The sequence below is a fragment of the Ruegeria sp. ABD4_443 genome, assembly GCF_056160865.1.
The window spans coordinates 328,888-351,145 of sequence record NZ_JBSWYA010000004.1 but is presented as its reverse complement, the minus strand read 5'-3'; the positions used below and the strand labels follow the sequence as shown (position 1 = coordinate 351,145).

Annotated in this window: 23 protein-coding genes; 8 read left to right on the top strand and 15 right to left on the bottom strand. The window is 61.6% G+C overall.

Annotation, left to right across the window (positions count from 1 at the left end; all coding sequences use genetic code 11):
- The first annotated feature begins 9 nt into the window (after positions 1-9).
- From ACXAG8_RS10735 to ACXAG8_RS10720, 4 genes are all read left to right on the top strand, one after another.
- On the top strand, positions 10-759 hold the full coding sequence (locus ACXAG8_RS10735) for a 4Fe-4S dicluster domain-containing protein (protein ID WP_475223999.1): 750 nt from the start codon (positions 10-12) through the stop codon (positions 757-759).
- A complete protein-coding gene (locus ACXAG8_RS10730) occupies positions 759-1,631 on the top strand; it encodes a dimethyl sulfoxide reductase anchor subunit family protein (RefSeq protein WP_475223997.1) in 873 nt (290 codons plus the stop codon). The genes ACXAG8_RS10735 and ACXAG8_RS10730 overlap by 1 nt, the downstream gene beginning before the upstream one ends.
- 102 nt (positions 1,632-1,733) lie before the next feature.
- A complete protein-coding gene (locus ACXAG8_RS10725; RefSeq protein WP_475223992.1) occupies positions 1,734-2,195 on the top strand; it encodes a carboxymuconolactone decarboxylase family protein in 462 nt (153 codons plus the stop codon).
- Entirely contained in the window at positions 2,192-3,073 is an 882-nt protein-coding gene (locus ACXAG8_RS10720) for a sigma-70 family RNA polymerase sigma factor (RefSeq protein ID WP_475223990.1), read from the top strand. Before ACXAG8_RS10725 ends, ACXAG8_RS10720 begins: the two co-directional genes overlap by 4 nt.
- Positions 3,074-3,079: 6 nt before the next feature.
- On the opposite strand, the gene dapA is transcribed toward ACXAG8_RS10720, so the two are convergent.
- Positions 3,080-3,952, bottom strand: a complete 873-nt coding sequence (gene dapA / locus ACXAG8_RS10715) for a 4-hydroxy-tetrahydrodipicolinate synthase (RefSeq protein ID WP_475223985.1) — start codon at positions 3,950-3,952, stop codon at positions 3,080-3,082.
- A 133-nt stretch (positions 3,953-4,085) separates the two neighbouring features.
- Here dapA and ACXAG8_RS10710 point away from each other — a divergent pair, with 133 nt between their 5' ends.
- Complete coding sequence (locus ACXAG8_RS10710; protein WP_475223980.1) at positions 4,086-6,050, top strand: lytic transglycosylase domain-containing protein; 1,965 nt, start codon at positions 4,086-4,088, stop codon at positions 6,048-6,050.
- Here ACXAG8_RS10710 and ACXAG8_RS10705 read toward each other — a convergent pair.
- Together ACXAG8_RS10705 and mnmC2 are read right to left on the bottom strand one after the other, a co-directional pair.
- Positions 6,024-6,854 carry a DMT family transporter gene (locus ACXAG8_RS10705; protein ID WP_475224160.1) on the bottom strand — a complete coding sequence of 277 codons (831 nt, stop codon included), beginning with the start codon at positions 6,852-6,854 and terminating at the stop codon, positions 6,024-6,026. The two genes, ACXAG8_RS10710 and ACXAG8_RS10705, sit on opposite strands and share 27 nt — an antisense overlap.
- Before the next feature lie 35 nt (positions 6,855-6,889).
- Positions 6,890-7,555: a tRNA (5-methylaminomethyl-2-thiouridine)(34)-methyltransferase MnmC2 gene (mnmC2, locus tag ACXAG8_RS10700; RefSeq protein WP_475223977.1), complete on the bottom strand. Its 666-nt coding sequence runs from the start codon at positions 7,553-7,555 to the stop codon at positions 6,890-6,892.
- A gap of 55 nt (positions 7,556-7,610) precedes the next feature.
- Between mnmC2 and ACXAG8_RS10695 the strand changes: the two genes are divergently transcribed.
- Positions 7,611-8,645, top strand: a complete 1,035-nt coding sequence (locus ACXAG8_RS10695; RefSeq protein WP_475223975.1) for an NAD(P)/FAD-dependent oxidoreductase — start codon at positions 7,611-7,613, stop codon at positions 8,643-8,645.
- A 4-nt stretch (positions 8,646-8,649) separates the two neighbouring features.
- On the opposite strand, the gene ACXAG8_RS10690 is transcribed toward ACXAG8_RS10695, so the two are convergent.
- The 3 genes from ACXAG8_RS10690 to ACXAG8_RS10680 all read right to left on the bottom strand — a co-directional run bounded on the left by ACXAG8_RS10690 (position 8,650) and on the right by ACXAG8_RS10680 (position 10,808).
- Positions 8,650-9,192: an NADPH-dependent FMN reductase gene (locus tag ACXAG8_RS10690; protein ID WP_475223973.1), complete on the bottom strand. Its 543-nt coding sequence runs from the start codon at positions 9,190-9,192 to the stop codon at positions 8,650-8,652.
- Positions 9,193-9,325: 133 nt separating this feature from the next.
- On the bottom strand, positions 9,326-9,997 hold the full coding sequence (locus tag ACXAG8_RS10685) for a YiaD family glycine zipper/OmpA-like lipoprotein (protein ID WP_475223971.1): 672 nt from the start codon (positions 9,995-9,997) through the stop codon (positions 9,326-9,328).
- Between the two features lie 118 nt (positions 9,998-10,115).
- Complete coding sequence (locus ACXAG8_RS10680; RefSeq protein WP_475223969.1) at positions 10,116-10,808, bottom strand: helix-turn-helix transcriptional regulator; 693 nt, start codon at positions 10,806-10,808, stop codon at positions 10,116-10,118.
- A gap of 103 nt (positions 10,809-10,911) precedes the next feature.
- Between ACXAG8_RS10680 and ACXAG8_RS10675 the strand changes: the two genes are divergently transcribed.
- The gene (locus ACXAG8_RS10675) at positions 10,912-11,103 is read left to right on the top strand and encodes a hypothetical protein (protein ID WP_475223966.1); all 192 of its coding nucleotides are present in this window, start codon (positions 10,912-10,914) and stop codon (positions 11,101-11,103) included.
- A gap of 6 nt (positions 11,104-11,109) precedes the next feature.
- Here ACXAG8_RS10675 and ACXAG8_RS10670 read toward each other — a convergent pair whose 3' ends face one another.
- Positions 11,110-11,853, bottom strand: coding sequence for an RluA family pseudouridine synthase (locus ACXAG8_RS10670; protein ID WP_475223961.1), 744 nt, complete (start codon positions 11,851-11,853; stop codon positions 11,110-11,112).
- Here ACXAG8_RS10670 and ACXAG8_RS10665 point away from each other — a divergent pair.
- On the top strand, positions 11,852-12,262 hold the full coding sequence (locus ACXAG8_RS10665) for a nuclear transport factor 2 family protein (RefSeq protein WP_475223959.1): 411 nt from the start codon (positions 11,852-11,854) through the stop codon (positions 12,260-12,262). The genes ACXAG8_RS10670 and ACXAG8_RS10665 overlap by 2 nt on opposite strands.
- A 57-nt stretch (positions 12,263-12,319) precedes the next feature.
- Here the strand turns inward: ACXAG8_RS10665 and rarD are convergent, their stop codons facing one another.
- The 8 genes from rarD to ACXAG8_RS10625 form a co-directional block, all read right to left on the bottom strand.
- Positions 12,320-13,309, bottom strand: a complete 990-nt coding sequence (rarD, locus tag ACXAG8_RS10660; RefSeq protein ID WP_475223957.1) for an EamA family transporter RarD — start codon at positions 13,307-13,309, stop codon at positions 12,320-12,322.
- A gap of 183 nt (positions 13,310-13,492) precedes the next feature.
- Entirely contained in the window at positions 13,493-15,946 is a 2,454-nt protein-coding gene (locus ACXAG8_RS10655; protein WP_475224156.1) for a GcvT family protein, read from the bottom strand.
- A gap of 87 nt (positions 15,947-16,033) precedes the next feature.
- Positions 16,034-17,017: a GlxA family transcriptional regulator gene (locus tag ACXAG8_RS10650; RefSeq protein ID WP_475223951.1), complete on the bottom strand. Its 984-nt coding sequence runs from the start codon at positions 17,015-17,017 to the stop codon at positions 16,034-16,036.
- Between the two features lie 10 nt (positions 17,018-17,027).
- Complete coding sequence (locus tag ACXAG8_RS10645) at positions 17,028-17,921, bottom strand: homocysteine S-methyltransferase family protein (protein ID WP_475223949.1); 894 nt, start codon at positions 17,919-17,921, stop codon at positions 17,028-17,030.
- Between the two features lie 204 nt (positions 17,922-18,125).
- Positions 18,126-20,573: a GcvT family protein gene (locus ACXAG8_RS10640; RefSeq protein ID WP_475223946.1), complete on the bottom strand. Its 2,448-nt coding sequence runs from the start codon at positions 20,571-20,573 to the stop codon at positions 18,126-18,128.
- Positions 20,574-20,589: 16 nt separating this feature from the next.
- Complete coding sequence (locus tag ACXAG8_RS10635) at positions 20,590-20,970, bottom strand: GFA family protein (RefSeq protein ID WP_475223943.1); 381 nt, start codon at positions 20,968-20,970, stop codon at positions 20,590-20,592.
- Between the two features lie 4 nt (positions 20,971-20,974).
- Complete coding sequence (locus ACXAG8_RS10630) at positions 20,975-21,598, bottom strand: LysE family translocator (protein ID WP_475223940.1); 624 nt, start codon at positions 21,596-21,598, stop codon at positions 20,975-20,977.
- The gene (locus ACXAG8_RS10625; protein ID WP_475223938.1) at positions 21,598-22,167 is read right to left on the bottom strand and encodes a helix-turn-helix domain-containing protein; all 570 of its coding nucleotides are present in this window, start codon (positions 22,165-22,167) and stop codon (positions 21,598-21,600) included. Before ACXAG8_RS10625 ends, ACXAG8_RS10630 begins: the two co-directional genes overlap by 1 nt.
- Between the last annotated feature and the right edge of the window lie 91 nt (positions 22,168-22,258).

Sequence of the window (22,258 nt, the reverse complement as noted above, 5' to 3'; positions counted from 1 at the left end):
TACCCTGACATGACCCAGCTCCCCGAATCCACTGATCGCAAAATGGGCCTCGTCATTGACCTGGATACCTGTGTCGGCTGCCACGCCTGCGTTATTTCCTGCAAAGGCTGGAACACCGAAAACTACGGCGCGCCATTGTCTGATCAGGACGCCTATGGCGCAAACCCGTCGGGCACATTCCTTAACCGGGTGCATTCCTACGAGGTGCAACCGGCCCAAGGCCACGCCCAATTGATCCACTTCCCGAAATCCTGCCTGCATTGCGAAGACGCCCCCTGCGTCACCGTCTGTCCCACGGGTGCCAGCTACAAGCGCGTCGAAGACGGCATCGTGCTGGTCAACGAAAGCGACTGCATCGGCTGCGGCCTGTGCGCCTGGTCCTGCCCCTATGGCGCGCGGGAAATGGACATGGCCGAAGGCGTGATGAAGAAATGCACTTTGTGCGTCGACCGGATTTACAACGAAAACCTGCCCGAAGTTGACCGCGTTCCGTCCTGCGTCCGCACCTGCCCGGCCGGTGCCCGCCATTTCGGAGACCTCGGCGACCCTGACAGCGACGTCAGCCAGCTGGTTGCCGAACGCGGCGGCATGGACCTGATGCCTGAAATGGGCACCAAACCGGTCAATAAATACCTGCCCCCACGCCCAAAGGATACGGTCGAGGACAAGATCGACATCCTGGCCCCGCTACTGGCCCCCGTCGCCGAAGACCCCAAAGGGTTCCTGGCCTGGCTTGACAAGACGCTGGAGAAATTCTGATGCACCCGGCCCCCTCGGTTATCATCTTCACCACCCTGTCCGGGCTCGGCTTCGGGCTGCTGGCCTTTCTGGGCCTGGGCCTGCCGAACGTGTCCAGCTGGATCGCGCTGGTGTTTTTTGTCATCGCCTTCGCGCTCGCCATCGGCGGGCTTTTGGCGTCGACCTTTCACCTGGGCCACCCGGAACGCGCATGGAAGGCGTTCAGCCAGTGGAAGACAAGCTGGCTCAGCCGCGAGGGCTGGTGTGCGGTCACCGCGTTGCTGGTCATGGCGCTTTATGCCTTTGGGGTCGTGTTCCTTGACCAAAGGTGGCAACTGGTCGGGTGGTGCGGGGCGCTGGCCTCGGTTCTGACCGTATTCACCACCTCGATGATCTATACGCAATTAAAGACCATTCCGCGCTGGAACATGAAACTGACGCCCGCGCTGTTTATCAGCTTCAGCCTGGCGGGGGGTGCCCTTCTGGCGGGGCAGACCGCGATTGCCCAGCCTTTGTTGCTGATCGCGGCCTTGGTGCAGATCCTCTACTGGCACCTTGGGGACAAGGCTTTTGCCAAGTCCAAAACAGATATGGGCACCGCAACGGGCCTGGGCGCAGACCACAGCGTCCGCGCGTTTGAGCACCCCCATACCGGTACCAACTACCTGCTGCGCGAATTCGTTCACGTCGTGGGCAGAAAGCACGCCGAGAAACTGCGGGTAATTTCATTCGTGCTGGCCTTTGCCCTTCCCATCGTGCTGCTGGTGGTGCCTTTCCATCACGTCTTCGCCCTGCTGGCCGTTCTGTCCCATATGGGCGGCGTGGCCCTGTCGCGCTGGCTGTTTTTCGCCCAGGCTGAACATGTCGTCGGGCTGTATTACGGCAAACGCTGATCCGCGGCTGCGTCCCTGCCCGGACTTTTTTTGCCCGGACATGTCACAAACCCGGTGACTTGCCCGTCCTGTTTTTGTTCAATCCAATAACAGGAGATCACGATGTCCCCCCGGATCAACCATTTCGCCGTCGCACCGGACCTGCTGCAACCCATGCTCGACATTGAGGACCGCCTGCGCGCAACGGACCTGGAACACAGCCTGATCGAGCTGGTCAAACTGAGGGTGTCGCAAATCAACGGCTGCGCCTATTGCATCCACATGCACACCCATGACGCCCGCGCCCATGGCGAGACCGAGGACCGCCTGCACCTGCTGAACGCATGGCATGAATCGTCGCTGTATTCAGACCGCGAACGTGCCGCACTTGCATGGGCCGAAGCCCTGACCCGGATCGAAACCAACCGGGCGCCGGATCGGATATATGACGCGATGGCGGAGCAGTTTTCCGAACCCGATCAGGTTGCGCTGACCCTGGTGATCACCACGATCAATGCCTGGAACCGGCTGGCGGTCGGCTTTGCGATGCCGCACCCTGTCGCCCCTGCGGCCTCGGCTGCATGACCGGCGCGGGCGCGCCCTCGCCCGACCGGGCCTTTGTCCGGTTGCAACCGCGTCTGTTCGCGGTTGCCTACCGGATGGTCGGTTCGGTCAGCGATTCCGAAGATATCGTCCAAGAGGCCTATCTGCGCTGGCGGCGGGTTGACCCCGAACAGGTGCGCGATCAGACCGGTTACCTGATCCGCATTGTCACACGGCTTTGCCTGGATCACCTGCGCGCCGCGCAATCGGTCCGCGCGTCCTATCCCGGCGAATGGCTTCCCGAGCCGCTGATCACGCAGGACGAAACCAACCGCCTGGACCGCGACGTTTCGGTGGCGCTGTTGATGGCGCTGGAACGGCTGTCGCCCCTGGAACGGGCCGCTTTCCTTTTGCATGATGTCTTTGAACATTCCTATGACGAGCTTGCGCAGGCGCTTGACCGCAGCCAGGCCAGCTGCCGCCAACTGGTCAGCCGCGCCCGGAAACACGTCGCACAGGTGAAACCCCGCACCCATGTCGAACGCGACAAGGGCGAAGAACTGACCCGCGCCTTTTTCGACGCCGCCAAAAGCGGCGACACGCAGACCCTGACCACGTTGCTTGCCCGCGATGTCCGGCTGCATTCGGACGGGGGCGGCAAGATCATCGCAACGCTCAACCCGATCAACGGGCGCGACAAGGTCATCCGGTTCTTTTCCGGTCTGGCGCGCAAAGCCGCCGTATCACAAACCGGCGCCTGGAGGTTATGCTGGCTGAACGGGATGCCGGCAATCATCAACAGGGAACCGGGTGGCGCGTTGCAGGCCACATCGCTGAAGATAGAACAGGGCCGGGTTGCGGCCATCTACATGGTTCGCAACCCCGACAAGACCCGGCACCTGGCCAAATTGCTTGGCTAGGCCGGTTTATGTCAGACCGGCATGCGCCATCGCTTTTTCGATTGCCGATTTCGTGCTGTCTTCCAACCCGGTCAGGGGCGAGCGAACCTCGTCGCTGCACAGGCCCAGCTTGCTGAGCGCATATTTCGCGCCAACCAGCCCGGGTTCGATAAAGATCGCCTCGTGCAGCGGCATCAGGCGGTCCTGCAATTCAAGCGCGCGGGCATAGTCACCGTCAAGCGTGGCCTGCTGGAACTCGGCGCACAGGCCCGGCGCCACATTGGCCGTGACCGAGATACACCCAACGCCACCATGGGCATTGAACCCCAGCGCCGTGGCATCCTCGCCCGACAGCTGACAGAAATCAGGACCACAGGACGCACGTTGCTGGCTGACACGGGCCAGGTCGCCGGTGGCATCCTTGACCCCGACGATCCGCGGCAACTGGGCCAATTCGCCCATTGTTTCCGGGGTCATGTCGACGACGGAACGGCCCGGAATATTGTAGATGACAATCGGAATATCCGCGCAATCATGCAGCGCCCGGAAATGCGTCAACAACCCTTTTTGCGTCGGCTTGTTGTAATAGGGCGTAACCACCAGCGCCGCATCGGCGCCGACCTTCTCGGCGAATCGCACAAAGCGGATCGCCTCGACCGTGTTGTTTGACCCGGCACCGGCAATCACCGGCACCCGGCCTGCGGCTGCCTTCACGACCTCTTGCACGACTGTTTCGTGTTCTTCATGGCTCAGCGTCGGGCTTTCGCCGGTGGTGCCCACGGGGACCAGACCGGTCGAGCCTTCTTGAATTTGCCATTCCGTCAGATGTTTGAGCGTGTCCAGGTCCAACTCGCCGTTGCGGAACGGGGTGACGAGGGCTGGCATCGAGCCTTTGAACATGGAACGCTCCTTAAGGTGCGGTTATCGTCTATCACGCCTTGAATTGCCAAGATCCTAGGTTTGTGAGTTGATCCCGGCGGCGCAAGGTTTATCCTGAATGGCTGTATCCTTGGTTGGTTGGGGAATGCAAGGGATGACACGCATACTGGCGTTTTTGACAGCGATGATTCTTGGCTCGGTTGCGCAGGCGCAAGCCGACGCCGTGGGTGATCTGCGTGCGGGGCTATATGAAATGCGCCGCGGGGACTGGAACGCCGCTTTGCGTGTTTCGGGCCAGCGCGGATCGGTCGCGCGCGACATCATCGTCTGGCACTGGCTGCGCGAAGGCTTTGGCAGTTCCGGCGATGTGCTGGTCTTTCTGGACCGCCGTCCGGACTGGCCCGGTCTGGACTGGTTGCGCCGCAAAAGCGAACCCGCATTCACGGGCGCCGACCCTGACCGGGCCCTGAGGTTCTATGCCGCCAACCCGCCGCAAACCGCCGAAGGCGCGCTGAACTATGCGGTTGCGTTGATGGCACAGGGCCGCCGGGGCGACGCCGAGGCCGATATCGTGGCCGCCTGGCGCACCATGCCGATGGGGTCGGGCCTGCAGGGTGATTTCGTCGAGAATTTCGGGACGTTGCTGAAACCGCATCACCAGGCCCGGCTTGACCGGATGCTATGGGATGGGCACCTGGTCAGCGCGCGCCAGATGCTGCCGCTGGTCAGCGCCGGTGACCGCAAACTGGCCGAGGCCCGGATCGCATTGCAAAAGCGCGAACCGGGTGTGGACGGCAAGATCGCGGCGGTGCCGGACACGCTTGCATCGGCACCGGGGCTAGCCTTTGACCGCTTTGTGTGGCGGGACCGCAAGGAACTGGACGACAGCGCCATTGACCTCATGCTTGAACGCTCGACCAGCCCGGCATCGCTGGGCGAACCCGACAAATGGGCCGAAGGGCGGCGCAGGCTGGCGCGGCTGGAAATGCGCGGCGGAGACCCCGAACGCGCCTATGCGATTGCGGCCAACCATCACATGACGCCCGAGATGGGCTATGGCTATGCCGATCTTGAATGGCTGGCAGGGTTCCTGGCCCTGCGCAAGCTGGATGACCCGACCACCGCGGTGCGCCATTTCCAAAACTTCTCGGCCGCCATTGAATCGCCAATCTCGAAGGGCCGTGGCGGGTATTGGCTGGGCCGGGCCTATGCCGCACAGGGCAACGCCGAAAAGGCCCACGAAGCCTTTGCCCAAGGGGCCGCGTACCAAACCTCGTTCTATGGTTTGCTGGCGGCTGAACAAATCGGCCGCCCCTTTGACAGCGAATTGGCCAATCCCCGGCGGGCGCCGCACTGGAAACAGGCCGAGTTTGCCAGCTCAAGCGTGTTGGAGGCCGGTCAGCTTTTGCTACGCGCCGGAGAGAAAAACCTGGCCGAGCGGTTTCTGACGCATCTCGTCGAAGAGCTTGACCCGGTTCAGGCCGGGCAACTGGGCGACCTGGTGCTGGAGTTGAAAGAGCCCCACCTGGCGGTGATGATTGCCAAGCGCGCGGCAAGGACCGGCGTGGTCCTGCCAGCCGCCTATTATCCTGTTCATCCCGTCGCCGATATGGGGCTGCCCATGGCCAAGGAAATGACCCTGGCGATTGCCCGCCGCGAAAGCGAGTTCGACCCCGTGGTCATCAGCGGTGCAGGCGCGCGCGGGCTGATGCAGGTCATGCCCGCAACCGCCAAGCTGGTGGCGCAGGACCTGGGTATCCTGAGCGGTCACCAGACGGGGCGCCTGACCTCGGACTGGCAATACAATGCCAAGCTGGGCGCGAACTACCTGGCCAGCCTTGCGGCCGATTTCAACGGCAACGTCGTCATGATGGCGGCCGGGTACAATGCCGGACCGCGGCGGCCGATCTCGTGGATGGAACGCTATGGCGACCCGCGCGCGGGCAATGTGGACGTGGTCGACTGGATCGAGACCATTCCGTTCAGCGAGACCCGCAATTATGTCATGCGTGTCGCCGAAAGTCTTCCGGTCTATCGCGCGCGACTGGGGCAGCCTGCCCTGCCGGTCCCTTTTTCCCAGGAACTGATCGGATCAACCCTGTCGTCTTTCGCGCCATAAGGTAAACAGACCCGCGCACACGACCAGAGCGGCGCCCGCCACCACGGCCGGGCGCAAGGTCTCGCCGAATACCGAAATGCCCAGAATGGCGCTCCAGACCAGGTGGAAATAGGCAAAGGGCTGCACCGCGCTGGCCTCGGCCAGCTCATAGCACTTGATCAGCAGCCAATGGCCCAGCACTCCGCTGACGCAGAGCAGCGCCATCCAGGCCCAGTCTTCGCGGGCCATCGGCTCCCAGAACCACAGGCCCACGCATGTCATCGCAACGGCCCCCGCGATGCCGGTCCAGAAAAAGCTGGTGGCCGAACCGTCCTTGCGCGCCGCGTATCGCGTAAGCAGACCGTAAAGCGCAAACATCAGCGCCGAAATCAGCGGAATGATGGCCCACGGGTTAAAGACGCCCATTCCCGGCTGCAGGATTATCAAAACGCCCACGCAGCCCACACCGATTGCCAGCCAGCGCCGCCATCCGACCTGTTCGCCCAGAACCGGCCCGCTGAGCGCGGCAACCAGAAGCGGATAGCAGATGAATACCGCCTGGCTTTCGATCAGCCCCAGAATGGTAAAGGCATAGACGGCAACGCAGACCTCGCCGGCCAGCAAGACGCCCCGGAACACTTGCAACCCCAGTTGTTTGGTATGGGCAGCGGCACCAAGACCCCCGGCAGTTCGCAGGGCAAGCACAATGACAAAGGCCGCAAAGAACCAATACCGGATCATGACGACCATGTAGGTGTTGTACCGGCTCGCCAAATGCCGCGAGATACCATCCTGCAGGGCGAAAACGATGGTTGCGCAGATCATCAGGGCGATACCCGCGCGGATATTGTTGCTTTGCGTCACGTTCGGACACCCTGTGTCATATGTCGTTTGCGCCCGAAACCGGGGCAGCGGGTCACGGTGAAACCGGCCTCTTGCAGGGCCCGGCGCACGAAACCTGCTGCCGTATAGGTCGCGACCGTCCCACCGGGTGCGGTATGGCGCGCGACCTGATGCATCAGCTCGGGCGTCCACAGTTCCGGGTTCTTGGCTGGCGAAAATCCGTCAAGAAACCACGCCTGGGCCGCGCCCTGCCATTGGGGCAGGGTGTCCCGGGCATCCCCCGCGACGACGTGCAGCGCCAGGGTTTCAAGCGTGCAGGATCGGCCATCCCATCGCGCCAGGAACCGGTCCGCCCACGGCGCCAGTTCGGGAAAGGCTGCCAGAGCGCGGGCCATGTCTGCCGGTTGCATCGGAAATGCCTCGAAACTGGTGAATGTCAGCGGGCCGGTTTGCCCTGACCTTTCCCATGCGGACCAGGCGGTCAGCATATTCAGGCCGGTGCCGAATCCCAGCTCGGCAATATGGAACCCCGGCGCAAAGCGCGCAGGCAGGCCGTTGCCGGCCAGGAAAACGTGCCGGGTTTCCTCCAAACCGTTCTGGAGCGAGAAATACGGGTCATCGAACCGGTCAGAGACCGGGATCGCATCCTGTGTCCAGGTCAGTTTGGCGTGCTGGTCTGCCATCGGGTATTCCTGTAGCTAGGCAGCGCGACACTGAACAAGGACAAGGAGTTTGACAATGGTCGATATCACGGTGCGTGGTGCGGGAATTTTCGGCCTTTCAATCGCCTGGACCTGTGCCCGGCGCGGCGCGGCTGTTCAGGTTGTCGATCCCTTTGGCCCCGGCGCGGGATCCAGCGGCGGGCTGGTCGGTGCCCTGGCACCCCATGTGCCCGAAAACTGGAACGCCAAGAAAGCCTTTCAGTTCGAAAGTCTGATCATGGCAGCCCCTTTCTGGAAACAGGTCGAGGCGACGAGTGGCGTTTCGGCAGGGTACGGGCGGCTGGGTCGTATCCAGCCCATCGCAGACCAAAAGGCGCTTGATCTGGCCCGCCAGCGCGAAGACACCGCGCGCACCTTGTGGCAGGGGCAAGCGGAATGGACCGTGACCAGATGCACCGAGGTCGGCGCCTGGTGCCCGCCCAGCGCAAGCGGGTATGTCATTCATGACACGCTGAGCGCCCGCATGCACCCGCGCCGGGCCTGTGCCGCCCTGGTCGCCGCGCTGTCGGTCATGGGGGTTCAGATCGCAGCCGAGGCCCCGGACCGGGGCCGGGTTGTACACGCAACCGGCCTGGCAGGTCTTCAGGAACTGAGCCAGGCCCTTGGCAAGACCGTCGGCAATGGCGTCAAGGGGCAGGCCGCATTGCTGCGGTTTGACGCGGGCCCCGTGCCACAGTTGTTTGCCGACGCGATCCACATGGTCCCGCACGCGGATGGGACGCTGGCCATCGGCTCGACCTCTGAACGGGACTATGACGATCCGACCGGTACCGACGATGCGTTGGACGCGGTGATCGAACGCGCCATGCGCGCCGTGCCCGTCCTGCATGGCGCCGAGGTCATCGAGCGGTGGGCAGGTGTGCGCCCGCGCAGCCGCAGCCGAGCGCCCATGATGGGTGCGCATCCGCTGCACAAGGGTCAGTTCATCGCAAATGGCGGGTTCAAGATCGGCTTTGGGATGGCCCCCAAACTGTCCGAAGTCATGGCCGACCTGATGCTGGAAGACCGCGACGCGATCCCCGACGATTTCCGCCCCGAAGCCTCGTTGTAACGGCTCAGAACCCGGCCTCGGCGCGCAGTTTCTGCATCAATGTACCAAGCGCGGCTTCATACCGTTCACTGACCAGTTTTCCCTGGTCATCAAATTCGCGTCCACTGTTGGCCAGGTGAATTTCCGGGCCTTGCAGGATGCGGGTCTGAAACGGAACCATGAAGGCACGCAAGACCATTTGCGCCCGCTCGCCCCCGGCCCGGCCCGCGGCGGCCGACATGACCGCAACCGGCTTGTCCTGCCATGGGTTTCCCTGCGTCCGGCTGACCCAATCCAGCGCGTTCTTGAGAACGCCGGATGGCCCCTTGTTATATTCGGGCGTCGAGATAACCACCGCATCGGCTTGCGAGATCTGATCCGCCAGGATTTGAACCGCTTCCGGGATACCGTCCTGTGCCTCGACATCGCCATCGTACAAAGGCAAGTTCAGATCGGCTTCGATAAATGTGCCGGGATTGAACAGCCGCGCGGCCTCGCGCACGAGTTTCCGGTTGGTGGCGTTCTGGCGAAGCGAGCCGGACAGGGCCAGCAGGATGGGTTTCGACATGATGGGACTCTCCGTCGTTCAGTGTTGGGGCAGTGTAACGCGACCGCCCCAAGGCCATAGCCCGATTGACGCGCAGTCAATGTGCGAAAAAGGGCAGGATCACCTGCCCTTGTGTATCGCCCAGCTCGGGCGATCAGCCGTTCGCGCTGGGCACGACGACGATCTCGACCCGGCGGTTCTGCGCCTTGCCTTCGGGGGTCAGGTTTGACGCAATCGGGTTGTTCTCGCCCTTGCCGATCGTGGTGATACGCGCATAGCTGACGCCGTTTGCCTGAAGGATATCGGCCACGGCATTGGCGCGGCGTTCGGACAGGCGCAGGTTGTACTCGGCTTCGCCGTCGCTGTCGGTATGTCCAAAGATCTGAACATTCGAATTGGGGTAATTGACCAGGTTCTGTCCAACCTTGACCAGATCCGAGCGCAGCGCCGGGCGCACGGTGGAACTGTCGGTGTCAAAGGTGATGTCATTGGGAACGGTGACAATCAGACGATCACCGGCATTGACGACGGTGATCCCGTCATTGGCCAGTTGCTGACGCAACTCGGCGGCCTGCCTGTCCAGCTGGTTTCCGATAACGCCCCCGCCCGCGGCACCAATGGCGGCACCGGCCAAAGCACCCAGGGCCGGGTTCGAGTCATTGGCGATGGCTCCAACGCCTGCCCCAAGCAACCCACCCAGCAATGCGCCCTGCTTGGCGTTTTGATTGGGGTCATCCTGAACCGTCAGGGTTCCGGGGTCGGTGCAGGCACCCAAAACCAGAGCAGAGCAGAGCCCCGCCGAGAAAACAAACTTGGAAATCGTCATGGTATCACCTTCTGCTCTGGCGCCCGTTCGCCGGGTTTGCCTCTTGCTGACCTCTATAGCACGGCAGCGATGAACAGGCTCAAGCAACAAGTCGGTGAAATCGGCAAATACCTGCCTGTCAGGCCATATCCGCGGTGTCTTCCCACATGTCCTGTTCCTGCCAGATCGCCCTGAGGGGTTGGCCCTGACCGTGAAAATGCTCGGGCACCGCGTCGCAGGACCACACGCGGTCGGTGCGAAAATGCCGGAACCCGCCGCGCAGCTCGCACCAGGCCGCCAGCATCGTGCATTCGATATGATAGATCAGCGCGACGGGCCGCACGACCCGTTCGGTGCGTTCCCCGCCTGAATTCACATAGGTAATCCGCAGTTTTTGTTCAGCCCGGATCGCCTCGCGATAGGTCGCCACCGGAACGCATCCCTTGGCCGGGTCATCAACCGGCGCCCCCCAGGGTGCGACCTGCAGCCAGTCCGCCGGGGCGCGCAGGGCTTCGATCTTGCGGCAAACCCGGTCCGCTGCCTGTTGCAACGTGCTGTCGCCGGTGCGCGCCAACATCGACAGGCCGACCCACAGCGCCTCGACCTCTTCGGCGTCGAAATTCAGCGGCGGCAAATCATAACCGCGCCGCATGAGATACCCGATCCCGGCCTCTCCTTCGATCGGCGTTCGCTGCGCCTGAAGTGCCGCGATATCGCGATAAACCGTCCGCACGGACACCTCAAGCTTGGCCGCCAGGGTTTCGGCCGTCACCGGCGCGCTGGCGGCCCGCAAAATCTGGATAGTCTCGAAAAGGCGGGTGGAACGGCGCATGGAAATCTCCTGATGTCTGCTGTCACCTTAGCACACCCCCCTGACAGGGTGGTGTCAGGAGCGATGCGCAAAACTTGGCAGGACACCAAAACGGAGAACCGCCATGCCAAGCCTCGACCATCACATCATGATGAAGCTGAAACTAGAGCGTTGGTCACACGGCCACCCGCCCCGCGGGTTCGAGATTGAACGCGAGATCATGGCCCAGCGCCATCGTTCGAAATCCATCGGCCGGAAGAAAACCGGCAGGTTCTCATTGGGGACGCTCAAGATGCTGTGGCGCCGGACCGCCTGATGGCGCTCAGAACTCTGCCGGTGCCCTGAACTTGACGGAAACCCCGCCTTCGGGATGCTTCAGGCGCAGTTCTTCGGAATGCAGCATCAGCCGGGGAAATTCACGCGCAGCGCCTTCGGCGTAAAACGGATCACCCAGGATCGGGTGCCCTAGCGCCAGCATGTGCACGCGCAATTGGTGGGATCGCCCGGTTCGCGGAAGCAGCCGCATTCGGGTTGTATTCCCGTCACGGCGAATGACCCGCCAATCCGTCACCGCAGGTTTGCCGGTCTCGTGACACACCATCTGCCGCGGGCGGTTGGGCCAGTCCACAATCAAAGGCAGGTCGACGGTTCCCGATTTCGGCTCGACATGCCCCCAGACCCTGGCGACATAGGTTTTGCGCGTCAGGCGCTTTTCAAACTGTTGCCCAAGAACCCGCTGCGCATGAGGGGTCTGCGCAAAGACCATCACCCCGGATGTATCCCTGTCCAGCCGATGCACCAGCAACGCCTGCGGAAAGGCCGCCTGAACACGCGACAGCAGACAATCGGCCAGATGCGCCCCGCGCCCCGGCACCGACAACAGGCCAGCCGGTTTATTGACGACAATCAGCTGCGCATCTTCGTGCAATATGTCCAGCGGTGATTGCGGCGGATTGTAGGTCTCGGTCATGGCGGCCTGCCTATCGCAGGCTGCGCCCTCTCGCAACGTCGTCCTTGCCTGGCTCTGAGCGTTCGGTAACTCTTGCCAAAACGGAGGATACGCCATGCACCCGACAATCGAACGGATGAAGGATGTTGTTGCAAAAGGCGACGAAAGCCTGATCGCAGAGTTGCTGGCCGAAGATGTCCGGTTTCTGCCACCCACCTATTACAGCACCTGGACCGGGCGCGAGCCCGTCGCGGCGGTGCTTGGGCATGTCGGCAAGGTGTTTTCCGATTTCCATTACCGCCGGATCATGGGCGCTGACCGGGATTGGGCGCTGGAGTTCCAGTGCAAGGTCGGTGACCTGGATGCGGTGGGCGTCGACCTGATCACCCTGAACGAAGACGGGCTGATCCAGGAGTTCGAAGTCGCGATGCGCCCGCACAAGACAGTCGGTGCCCTGCGCGAAGCGATGATGGCCCGGGTCATGACCGACCCCCGGTTTCTTGCGTACAAAGACGCGCTGAGTTGACCTTGCAGACCGGGCGGCCCACCCACGGATGGGCCCCCGGCTTGGCGGCCCCCCGCTTCAGGAGCGTGCGCGCGCCTGCCTGATCATCGGGATCGAATAAACGGCCAGCGCCGCCCAGATCAACGGGAATGCGATCATCCGCCCCCGATCGATTTCCTCTCCGAACAGGGTGATTGCGGTAATGAATATCATCGTCGGAGCGATATATTGCAGAATGCCCATCGTTGTCAGGCGTACCAGCTTGGCCGCGTTGGCATAAACCAGCAACGGAACCGCAGTGACCACCCCCGCACCCGCCAATAGCGCCGTGTCGGACAGGGTAACGCCGAAATGGCCCGACCCGGACGCCGCCAACCACGTCACATATGACAGGGCCGGCACCAACAAGATCAGCACCTCAAGCAAAAAACCCTGGTTTGGACCGATGGGAAGCGACCGTTTGAAAAAGGCATAAAAGCCCCAACTGAACATCAGACCCAAAGCGACCCACGGCAAACGACCGGCCTCGAACACCAATACCAGAACACCCAACGCGGCCAAAGCAACGGCAACCAGCTGTGTTCGGCCAAGCGGCTCGCGCAACAACACCGCGCCAAGGGCAATGCTGAACAGGGGATTGACGTAATAACCCAAGGCCGCGTCCAACGCGCGGCCGTTGGCAATCGCCCAGACATAGATCGCCCAGTTCACCGAGATCAGGGCCGCCGTGACACAGGCCATTCCCAACATGCGCGGGTTCAGGAAAGCCGCCTTCAAATCGCGGGTGCGCCCCAGGGCCATCAACAACAAACCCGCCAACGGCACCGACCAGATGACCCGATGCGCCACGATCTCGACGGGCCCGACATGGTCCATGGCCTTCAAGTACAAGGGCAAGAACCCCCACAACACATAGGCCGTCACAGCCAGGGCCAGCCCCTTGGGTGTGTCAGCGTTCTGAAGGTCGTCCTGGGTCTTCGACACCCGCCATCTCCGGTTGGTCACCTTGTCCTTTTCGGCGATTTCTACCCGTTTGAATACCGCGAATTCCGTTATGTCACCCATCATGAACCATGATGCGCGCGCCTCGGAGGCAAGCGCCGGGCGGCAGCCGACCTATCTGCGAGGCTCTGCCTCGCGCTCCGGGAATATTTTTGGCCAGATGAAGAACGGATCCCCTGCTTCATCTGGCTCTAAATATCCCGGGGGAGTCGCGGCTTGCCGCGGCGGGGGCAGAGCCCCCTCCTCCGTCTACGCCTTCACACGTTCGGACTTGGGATCATACATCGGTTTGAGCGAGACTTCCGCGCTGACCTTCACGCCGCAGACGTCTATTTCATAGCTTGACGCCAGCACGTCCGCCACTTTCTCGCCCGAGCATGGGACGTAGCCCAGCCCCACTGCGGCACCCAAAGTGTGGCCGTAACTCCCTGAGCTGAGATATCCCACGTATTGGCCATCCCGCAGGATGGGTTCGTTATGATACAACAATGGTTCGGCGTCCGTCAGTTTGAATTGCAACAACCGGTTTTGAGGTCCGCTTTCCTTGCGAGCGACCACGGCTTTGCGCCCGATAAAGTCGCAGCCCTTGTCCACCTTGACTGCGAATCCCAGCCCGGCATCGACGACGTGATCTTCGCAGGTGATGTCATGGCCAAAGTGGCGAAAGCCCTTTTCGATCCGGCAGCTATCCATCATGTGCATGCCGCACAGTTTCAGACCCATATCCTGGCCTGCCTCGTGCAGGGTTTCAAAAACATGCCCGGCCATATCTGACGACACGTAGATTTCCCAACCAAGTTCGCCCACATAGGTTACGCGGTGGGCGCGCGCCAGACCCATCCCGATTTCGATCTCTTGCGCCGTCCCAAAGGGGTTCACCGCATTCGAAAAGTCGGCTGGGGACACCTTTTCCAGCAACGCGCGCGCATTTGGGCCCATAACGGCCAATACGCCCTCGGCGGCTGTTACATCGGTGATCGTTACGCGAAACGCCCCTGCGTGGCGCATCATCCAGGTCTGGTCGGCCAGCCGGGTGGCGGCCGGGGTAACAACCAGATACGCCGTTTCCGTCAACCGGGTCACGGTGACATCGGCCTCGATCCCGCCAGTGCTGTTGAGGAATTGGGTATAGACGATCTTGCCGTTCGGAACGGAATAATCTCCGCCCCCCACATAGTTCAGAAATGCCTCGGCGTCGGGGCCTTCGACCCTTATCTTGCCAAAGGACGACATGTCATACATGCCCACGTTTTCCCGAACCGCACGATGTTCGGCGGCAGAGTTTTCGAACCAGTTCTGGCGCTTCCAGCTGTATTGATAGCTGCGCTCCTGCCCCTCATTGGCAAACCAGTTGGCGCGCTCCCAACCCGCAAGCTCTCCGAATACGGCACCATGTTCCTTCAGGTGGTGATGGAACGGAGAACGCCGCACCCCGCGGGCACTGGCCTTTTGGCGATAGGGGAAGTGGTCCGCGTAAAGCAGGCCCAGGGTCTCTTTCGAGCGTTCGAACAAATAGGTCTTGTTGCCCTGAAACGGTTGCATGCGGCTGATATCTACATCGCCCAGGTCAAACGGCTTTTGGTCGTTGTCCATCCATTCGGCCAATGCCATTCCGGCGCCGCCGGCGGACTGGATTCCGATCGAGTTGAACCCGGCCGCAACCCAGACATTGTCCATCTCCGGGGCAAGGCCCAGGTGGTACGCGTCGTCCGGAGTAAAGGATTCGGGGCCATTGAAGAACGTGTGTATTCCCGCCTCGGCCAGCATCGGCATGCGGTCGCAGGCGGCTTCGAGAATAGGTTCGAAATGATCGAAATCTTCGGGCAGCTGGTCGAATTCGAAACTGTCGGGAATGCCTTGCATGGCCCAGGGCTTGGCATTGGGTTCAAATGCCCCAAGCATCATTTTTCCGGCATCTTCCTTGTAATAGGCACACTCATCCGGCACGCGCAGGACCGGCAACTGGCTGAGGCCCGCGATCGGCTCGGAAACGATATAGAAGTGTTCGCAGGCGTGCAGCGGGACGTTGACGCCGGCCATACGGCCGACTTCGTGCCCCCACATGCCGGCGCAGTTCACGACCATGTCACACTTGATATGTCCCGATGCGCTGCCGTCATCGGCCTGCCAGTCAACGCCGGTGATCTTGCGCCCGTCCCGCGCCATTCCGGTGACCTTTACCCTTTCGCGGATCACGGCGCCCCGCTGACGCGCGCCCTTGGCCAGCGCCAGCGCGATATTGGCCGGGTCACCCTGGCCGTCCAGCGGCAGGTGAACCGCACCTTTGACCCCATCGAGGTTCAGGTGTGGATACAGCTCGCCCACCCGCGCGTTCGAAATCTCTTCGACCTCGACGCCGAAGGCCCGGGCCATGGCCGCCTGCCGATAGATTTCTTCCTTGCGCTCTTCTGTCAGGGCGACGGTGATCGAGCCCACGCGCTTGAACCCTGTTGCAACGCCGGTTTCCTCTTCCAGCGCGCCGTAAAGTTCCTGGCTGTATTTGGCCAGCTTTGTCATGTTGGCTGTCGCGCGAAGCTGTGCGATCAGGCCCGCCGCATGCCAGGTTGTTCCGCTGGTCAGTTGCTTGCGTTCCAACAGAACCACGTCTGACCAGCCTTTCCTGGCCAGGTGATACGCAACCGAACACCCGATCACACCACCGCCGATAATGACCACGCGGGCCTTATTGGGAAGATCAACCATCATAAAGACTCCGATAAATGACTGCGCTCAGACTGGCACGGAAGTGCGGCAGATAACCCACTAAAAACGTCACACCAGCAGCAAAAATCACCGATGTGCTGCTTGTCGTTTTTCGCGCCGTACCGCGTTGGGGGTCATGCCGAAATGGGACTTGTAAACTGCCGAGAACCCGTTCGGAAACCCGCAGGCCAAACCCACCTCGTGAATGGACATGGTCGTGTTCAGCAACAGGTTGTTTGCCTTGGCAAGACGCATCTCGCGATAAAAACTGTTGGGTGTGGTTGCGAAGACAGCCCTGAACTTGCGTTCGAGCGACCGGTTCGACAGGTGCAGCAGCGCAACCAGCGCCTTGATCGGCAATGGGTCTTCCATATTGGCCTGCATCAGCTTGATGCACTGGTCCAGCTTGGCGTCGCCCGTCGCCGTCGTTCGGGTGCCCGAGAAGGGTTGCATTGACGAAAAATCGCGGATGTTCTCGTGCAACATGATATCCGCAACCGTCATTTTGGCCGGTCCCGAGATATGGCGGCCGATTACAGCCAGCGCGATATCGGTGGTCGCCCCCATCCCCGCGCAGGTCACGACCGCGCCCCGCGCTGTGGCCAGCGACAGTTTGGCCTCGAATCGCGCGCCCCGTTCACGTAGAAAAGATGCGTTTTCCCAATGAGTTGCAAGATCGTTGGTGCCCTGCTCATCAATGTATCGGCTGGCGGCTTCGGCCAGCAGAAAAACCTGGGCCCCGCGATAGGTGTAATCCGACACGATCCGGCCAAGCGACAGGTCGGGCATGTCGGGGTCGGAATTCCCAATGACAAACAGGTAATCGGCCCGGGGCTGATCGGATACGGCGTCGGTCGGAACCGAGGCCCCGCTGCTGCTGGCGACAGAACCGCCCCGCAGGGATCGATACGCATAGGTAAAGGGCGGCCGCGGGCAGACCCGGTTGGCAAGGCGCAACACCTCGACCAGCGAGGCAAGCTCCAGCAGGACAAAACCGGGTGCAACGAGTATGTCGAAATGCCGTTGGGTTTCGGCATTTTGGCTTGCGTCGCGGATCCCGGACTTGCCCACCACCGACCTCTCAGACGATCCGATGCCCTGCGGCGCGCAACTTGGCGGCCAGGGTCTCGATATGGTCCGGGCCGACCTCGCAGCAGCCACCGACAATTGTTGCGCCTTGCGCGACCCACGCCATCGCGTGATCGGCATAGGCATCGGGGCCCAGGTCATGGCGTTGTTCCAGCGCATCCACGGTCGGGGCGTCCTGCAAGAACCCCTGCGTGATACCGGTAAACCCGTTGGCATAGGCCCCAAACGGGCGACCCATCGTGGCAAGAATTCCAAGGGCGGCCGGAATCGCCTCGGGTTTCGAGCAATTGACCAGCACCGCTGCGGGGGCAAACCGTTCGATCAATGGGGTAATCGCCTCGACCGGCTCGCCCGAGCGGAGCTGTGTGCCATCCTCGTCCTTTACGGTTACGGCAATCCAGACAGGCCTGGAACAGCCCTGCGTCCCACGCAACGCGCCTTCGGCCTCGAGCACGGATGACACGGTTTCGATGAGGATGAGATCGACCCTGTCGGCCATCATCCCGACCAGGTCCGCATATTTCTCGGCCGCATCGTCGGGGTCAGGTTTCAGATCGGGCCGATAGGTGGCCAAAAGCGGGCCAAGCGCCCCGGCAATGCGACCAGGGCCGTCACCGCGCGCTTTTTCCGCCTGGGTCAGAGCGGCATCAATCAGCAAGCCAAGCTTGTCCTCCAACCCTACGCGTTCAAGCCGTGACCGGTGAACCGCATAGGTGTTGGTGGTCGCAACGGTCGCACCACGCCGGAAATATTCGGCATGCACATCGGAGACCAGGTCAGGGGCGTCGATCATGACTTGCGTGGACCACAGCGGCGTCGGTTTTTTGCCACCGCGCTTGACCAGTTCCTGGCCTATCGATCCATCCAAAAGCGTAATGTCTGCCATGACCATTTCTCCTTGGGGAAACAGGGCGTGACCCCGGTTACAGGTCTTGCAAAGGAACCCCGCCCCCGCATGCTTGCGCGATGTCATGCAGCGGAAGCGGGCAAAAGATCAATGGTCTTTTCGCACGCCCAAAAGCCGCCTGGGCTGGCCGCCCGAAAGATTCGGGCGGCAAAGTTGCGCTGTCCGGCATGGTACCGGACACATTCAGGCCCGCAACCGTTCGTTGGCAGGGTCCCACAGCGGCTGATCCTCTTGCACCACCGCGCGGCATTTCCGGCCATAGATTTCCACCTCCAGCTCGGTGCCCGGCACGGCCAGGTCAGGGCGGATCATTCCCAGGGCAATCGACGCGTTCACGCGATAACCCCAAGCGCCCGACGTTGTCTCGCCGACGATCTGATCGCCTTGCCAGATGCAGGACATATATGGCGCATCCGCATCCGCAGCATCGACGACCAGCGTGACAAAGGTCTTTTTGATGCCCTGCTGTATCTCATTGCGAATGGCCGCCTTGCCGGCGAAATCCTGTGGCTTGTCCAGTTTGACAAAGCGCCCCAGCCCGCCTTCGAGCAACGAATAATCCGTTGACAGGTCGCCTTTCCATGCACGGTATCCCTTTTCGATACGCAGCGCATTCAAAGCGTACATACCAAAGGGCTTGGCCCCGGCCCCGATTACCGCGTCATAGATCGCGGGGGTATGCTCGTTCAGGGCATGCACCTCCCAGCCCAGCTCGCCTGCGAAGGAAACCCGGATCAGATGCGCGGGCTGGCCGGCGACGGTTGCAGACTGGTGGGTCAGCCACCCCGAGGTCAGGTCGGCATCCGTAAGCCCGGAAAGGATCTCGCGCGATTTTGGTCCGGTGACGATCAATGTATCGCGGGTCGTTGTCACGTCTTCGACCGAAACGCCTGCGGGCATTGCCCGTACCAGAATATCCCGGTCATGCCATTGCGCGGGCGCGGCGGTGATCATGACAAATTCGTCGTCCCCAAGCCGCATGCAGGACATCTCGGTCAGGATGCGGCCCCGGTCATCTGAAACATAGACCAGGTTGATCCGTCCGACCTTGGGCAATCCGCCGGTGACCAGGCAGCGCAACGCCTCGGCCGCGCCTTCGCCCTTGACCATGAAACGCGAAAAGCCCGGCAGGTCCAGCACGCCGCAGTGATCACGCACCGCTTCGCATTCTTCCTTGATCCGTTGTTCCCACGGACCCGAGCGGCCCCATGTATGGGTGGCCTCAAGCGAGGTGTCGTCGCCCGGTTTCGCAAACCAGTTGGCACGTTCCCAGCCGTTATAGACGCCCATGACGCCGCCCATTTCCATGACCTTTGCATGAACGGGCGAGAGTTTCTTGTCGCGCGCGGCAGGCCATTCGTGATGCGGGAAGTGCATGGAGTATTCGTTGCCATAGACCTCCAACCCTTTTTGGTTGCAGTAATCCTGATCGGTGTAATCTGTATACCGGCGCGGATCGACGGCCCACATATCCCATTCGGTATGGCCATCGACGATCCATTCCGCCAACACCTTGCCTGCACCACCACCCTGGGCAATGCCAAAGGTGAATGTGTGCGCCTCGAACGCGTTTTTCACACCCGGCATCGGACCGATCAACGGCAGGCCATCAGGCGCATAGGGGATCGGGCCATTGATGACGCGCCCAACGCCCGAGGTCGCCATCAGCGGCACCCGCTCCATCGCGTCTGTGATGATGTCCTCGATCCGGTCCAGATCGTCATTCCACAGCTGAAAGCTGAAATCCTCGGGCATCGGGTCGTCTTCGGTCATCCAGTGGCCCTTGCAGTTGGGCTCATAGGGGCCAAGGTTGAAGCCGTTCTTTTCCTGCCGCAGATAATAAGACACGTCCACATCGCGCAGCAATGGCAGCTTGCCGCCATGTTCCTTGGACCAGGCCTCGACCTCGGGGATCTCGTCGGTCAGCAGGTATTGGTGGCTCATGACCATTGCCGGTACGGTGCGCCCTCCAAAGGGTTTGAACCATTCGCCAACACGCTGTGCGTAATACCCTGCGGCATTGACCACATAGTCACAGGCGATGTCGCCTTTGTCCGTATGCACGGTCCAGGTCCCATCGTCGTGTTGGGTCACGCCCGTTGCCGGTGTGAACCGCAGGATCTTTTGCCCCATGTCGCGCGCACCCTTGGCCAGGGCCTGCGTCAGCTGCGCCGGGTCGATGTCACCATCGGTCGGGTCAAAAAGAACCCCTTCGAGATCATGCGTTTCCAAAAAGGGGTAATGCTCTTTGGCCTCTTCGGGGGTCCACATTTCCATCGGGATGCCCTGATAACGACCCATGGAACAGGCGTGCTCGAACTCTTGCATCCGCTCCTTGTTGTGCGCCAGCCGGATTGAACCCGAAACGTGGTAGTTCATCGGGTAATCGACCTCGTCGCCCAGGCGGGCATACAGCTCGGTTGAATAGCGCTGCATGTTCATGATCGCCCAGGACGTGGAAAAGGTCGGGACATTGCCCGCCGCGTGCCAGGTCGAACCAGCGGTCAGTTCGTTCTTTTCAAGCAGGACGCAATCGGTCCAGCCCTTCTTGCCCAGATGGTACAGCGAAGAGGCCCCAATTACACCGCCGCCGATGATGACGACGCGGGCTTTTGTTGGAAAGTCGCTCATGAGTTCATGATCCCTGTTATTGTGCCTGTTGAGGCAGGTTGTCTGAAATGTCGTAGTAATCGCCCTTGTCGGCGACAAAGATGTGTTTCGATAGCGTCAGTCCCGTGGGCTGGGCCAAGGCCCCCATCGAGATGGATATCGTGTCTTCGTCATCATGCTGCCAGAACAGAAACGATCCGCATGTCCCGCAAAACCCGCGCTGTGCGACGTCCGAGGCCCGGAACCAGCAGAGCGTTTCGCGCGCCGAAAAGGTCACGTTGTCCTGTTGCGTCCAGGTTGACGCCCAGACATGGCCGGATTGCTTTCGGCATTGGCCACAGTGGCACACTGAGGGCGGCGACAGCTCGCCCTTGATCGTGAATGCCACGGAACCGCACAGACAGGAACCGGTTTGCATGCCTTTACCCCTTTGCTGCTGGTGTCGAACTTAGCCCCAGCATCACGCCATAGATGATGAAGAAGGCGGCCATCACGCGGCGCACCCAGGTGTTGAACACGGCCCCAAGCGCAGCCTTGCCCATCGCCGCACCCAGCAGGGTGAACCCGGTATAGCTGAGCGTCGTGATGCCCAAGGCGGTGGGGATGATGATCCACATCTGCTGCCAGATCGGAATGTCGGGCTGCACGAATTGGGAAAAGGCGGCCAGGTAGCCCGCAACGCTTTTGGGGTTGATCGTGGCAACGGCCAACGCGTGCAGGTAAACGTGCCGGGCCGGGCGCGCCGAGGCCGGCGCAGGCCGGGCCGAATTCATCCAGCCCCGCACACCCATCCAGATCAGAAACGCGGCCCCGACCAGCTTGGCCACGAAGAACCCGGTCGGCGACGCCGCAATCAGCGCGGTAACGCCCAGCGCCGACAAGACCAGGAAAGCGCTTGCCTGGGTCAGGATCGCCAGAACCCCCAGCATTGCCTTGGGAAACGGCAGGCTCATCCCGTTCGAGATACAATTGACCGCATTGGGACCCGGCGTGGTAACAAACACCACCCAGAACAGAGCGAATATGGTCCAGGCCTCGACGCTCATCAATACACCGGTGGCGCGATGACCCAGATGGCCACGGCCGGTTCATCATATGGGTTGGCCCAGTGATAGGGTTCGTTGCGAATTCGGAAACTGTCACCTGGCCCGACGGAAAACCTGCCAGAGCCTATGGCCAGGTCCAGGCGGCCCGAGATCATGTATCCGACCTCTTGCGTCGGCCGGTCGGCCGGTTTCTGCATCTTCGAGAACGGTTCGAACGTGGAATGCACCATCTCGAAATCATCCGTCAGATCGGGTGAAAGAAGCTCTTCGATCAGCCCCTCTTCGCCCGATCCCATCGGGCGGCGCGATCCTGCGCGGACCACGTAACCCTGTTCCTCGGCTGGGGCTGCCGAATGGGCAAACAGCATCGACATCGGCACGCTCAGGCATTCGGCGATCTGACGCAGGTCCGAAATGGACGGCTCGGATTTGTCGCGCTCGACCTGGCTGAGCCAGCCGACCGATCGGTCCAGCCGCGCGGCGATATCGGTCAGAGTCAGCCCGCGTGCCTTGCGCAAGGCACGCAAATCCGCCCCCAATGTCGCGCTGTGCATGGCCTGATCGTTCATCGACCGCTTCTCACCTTCATGAAATTTTCACGTCAAATTTCACGATGGACTGAGTCTCTGAAAATTCCAAGCATTTTTTCATTTGCGGCTT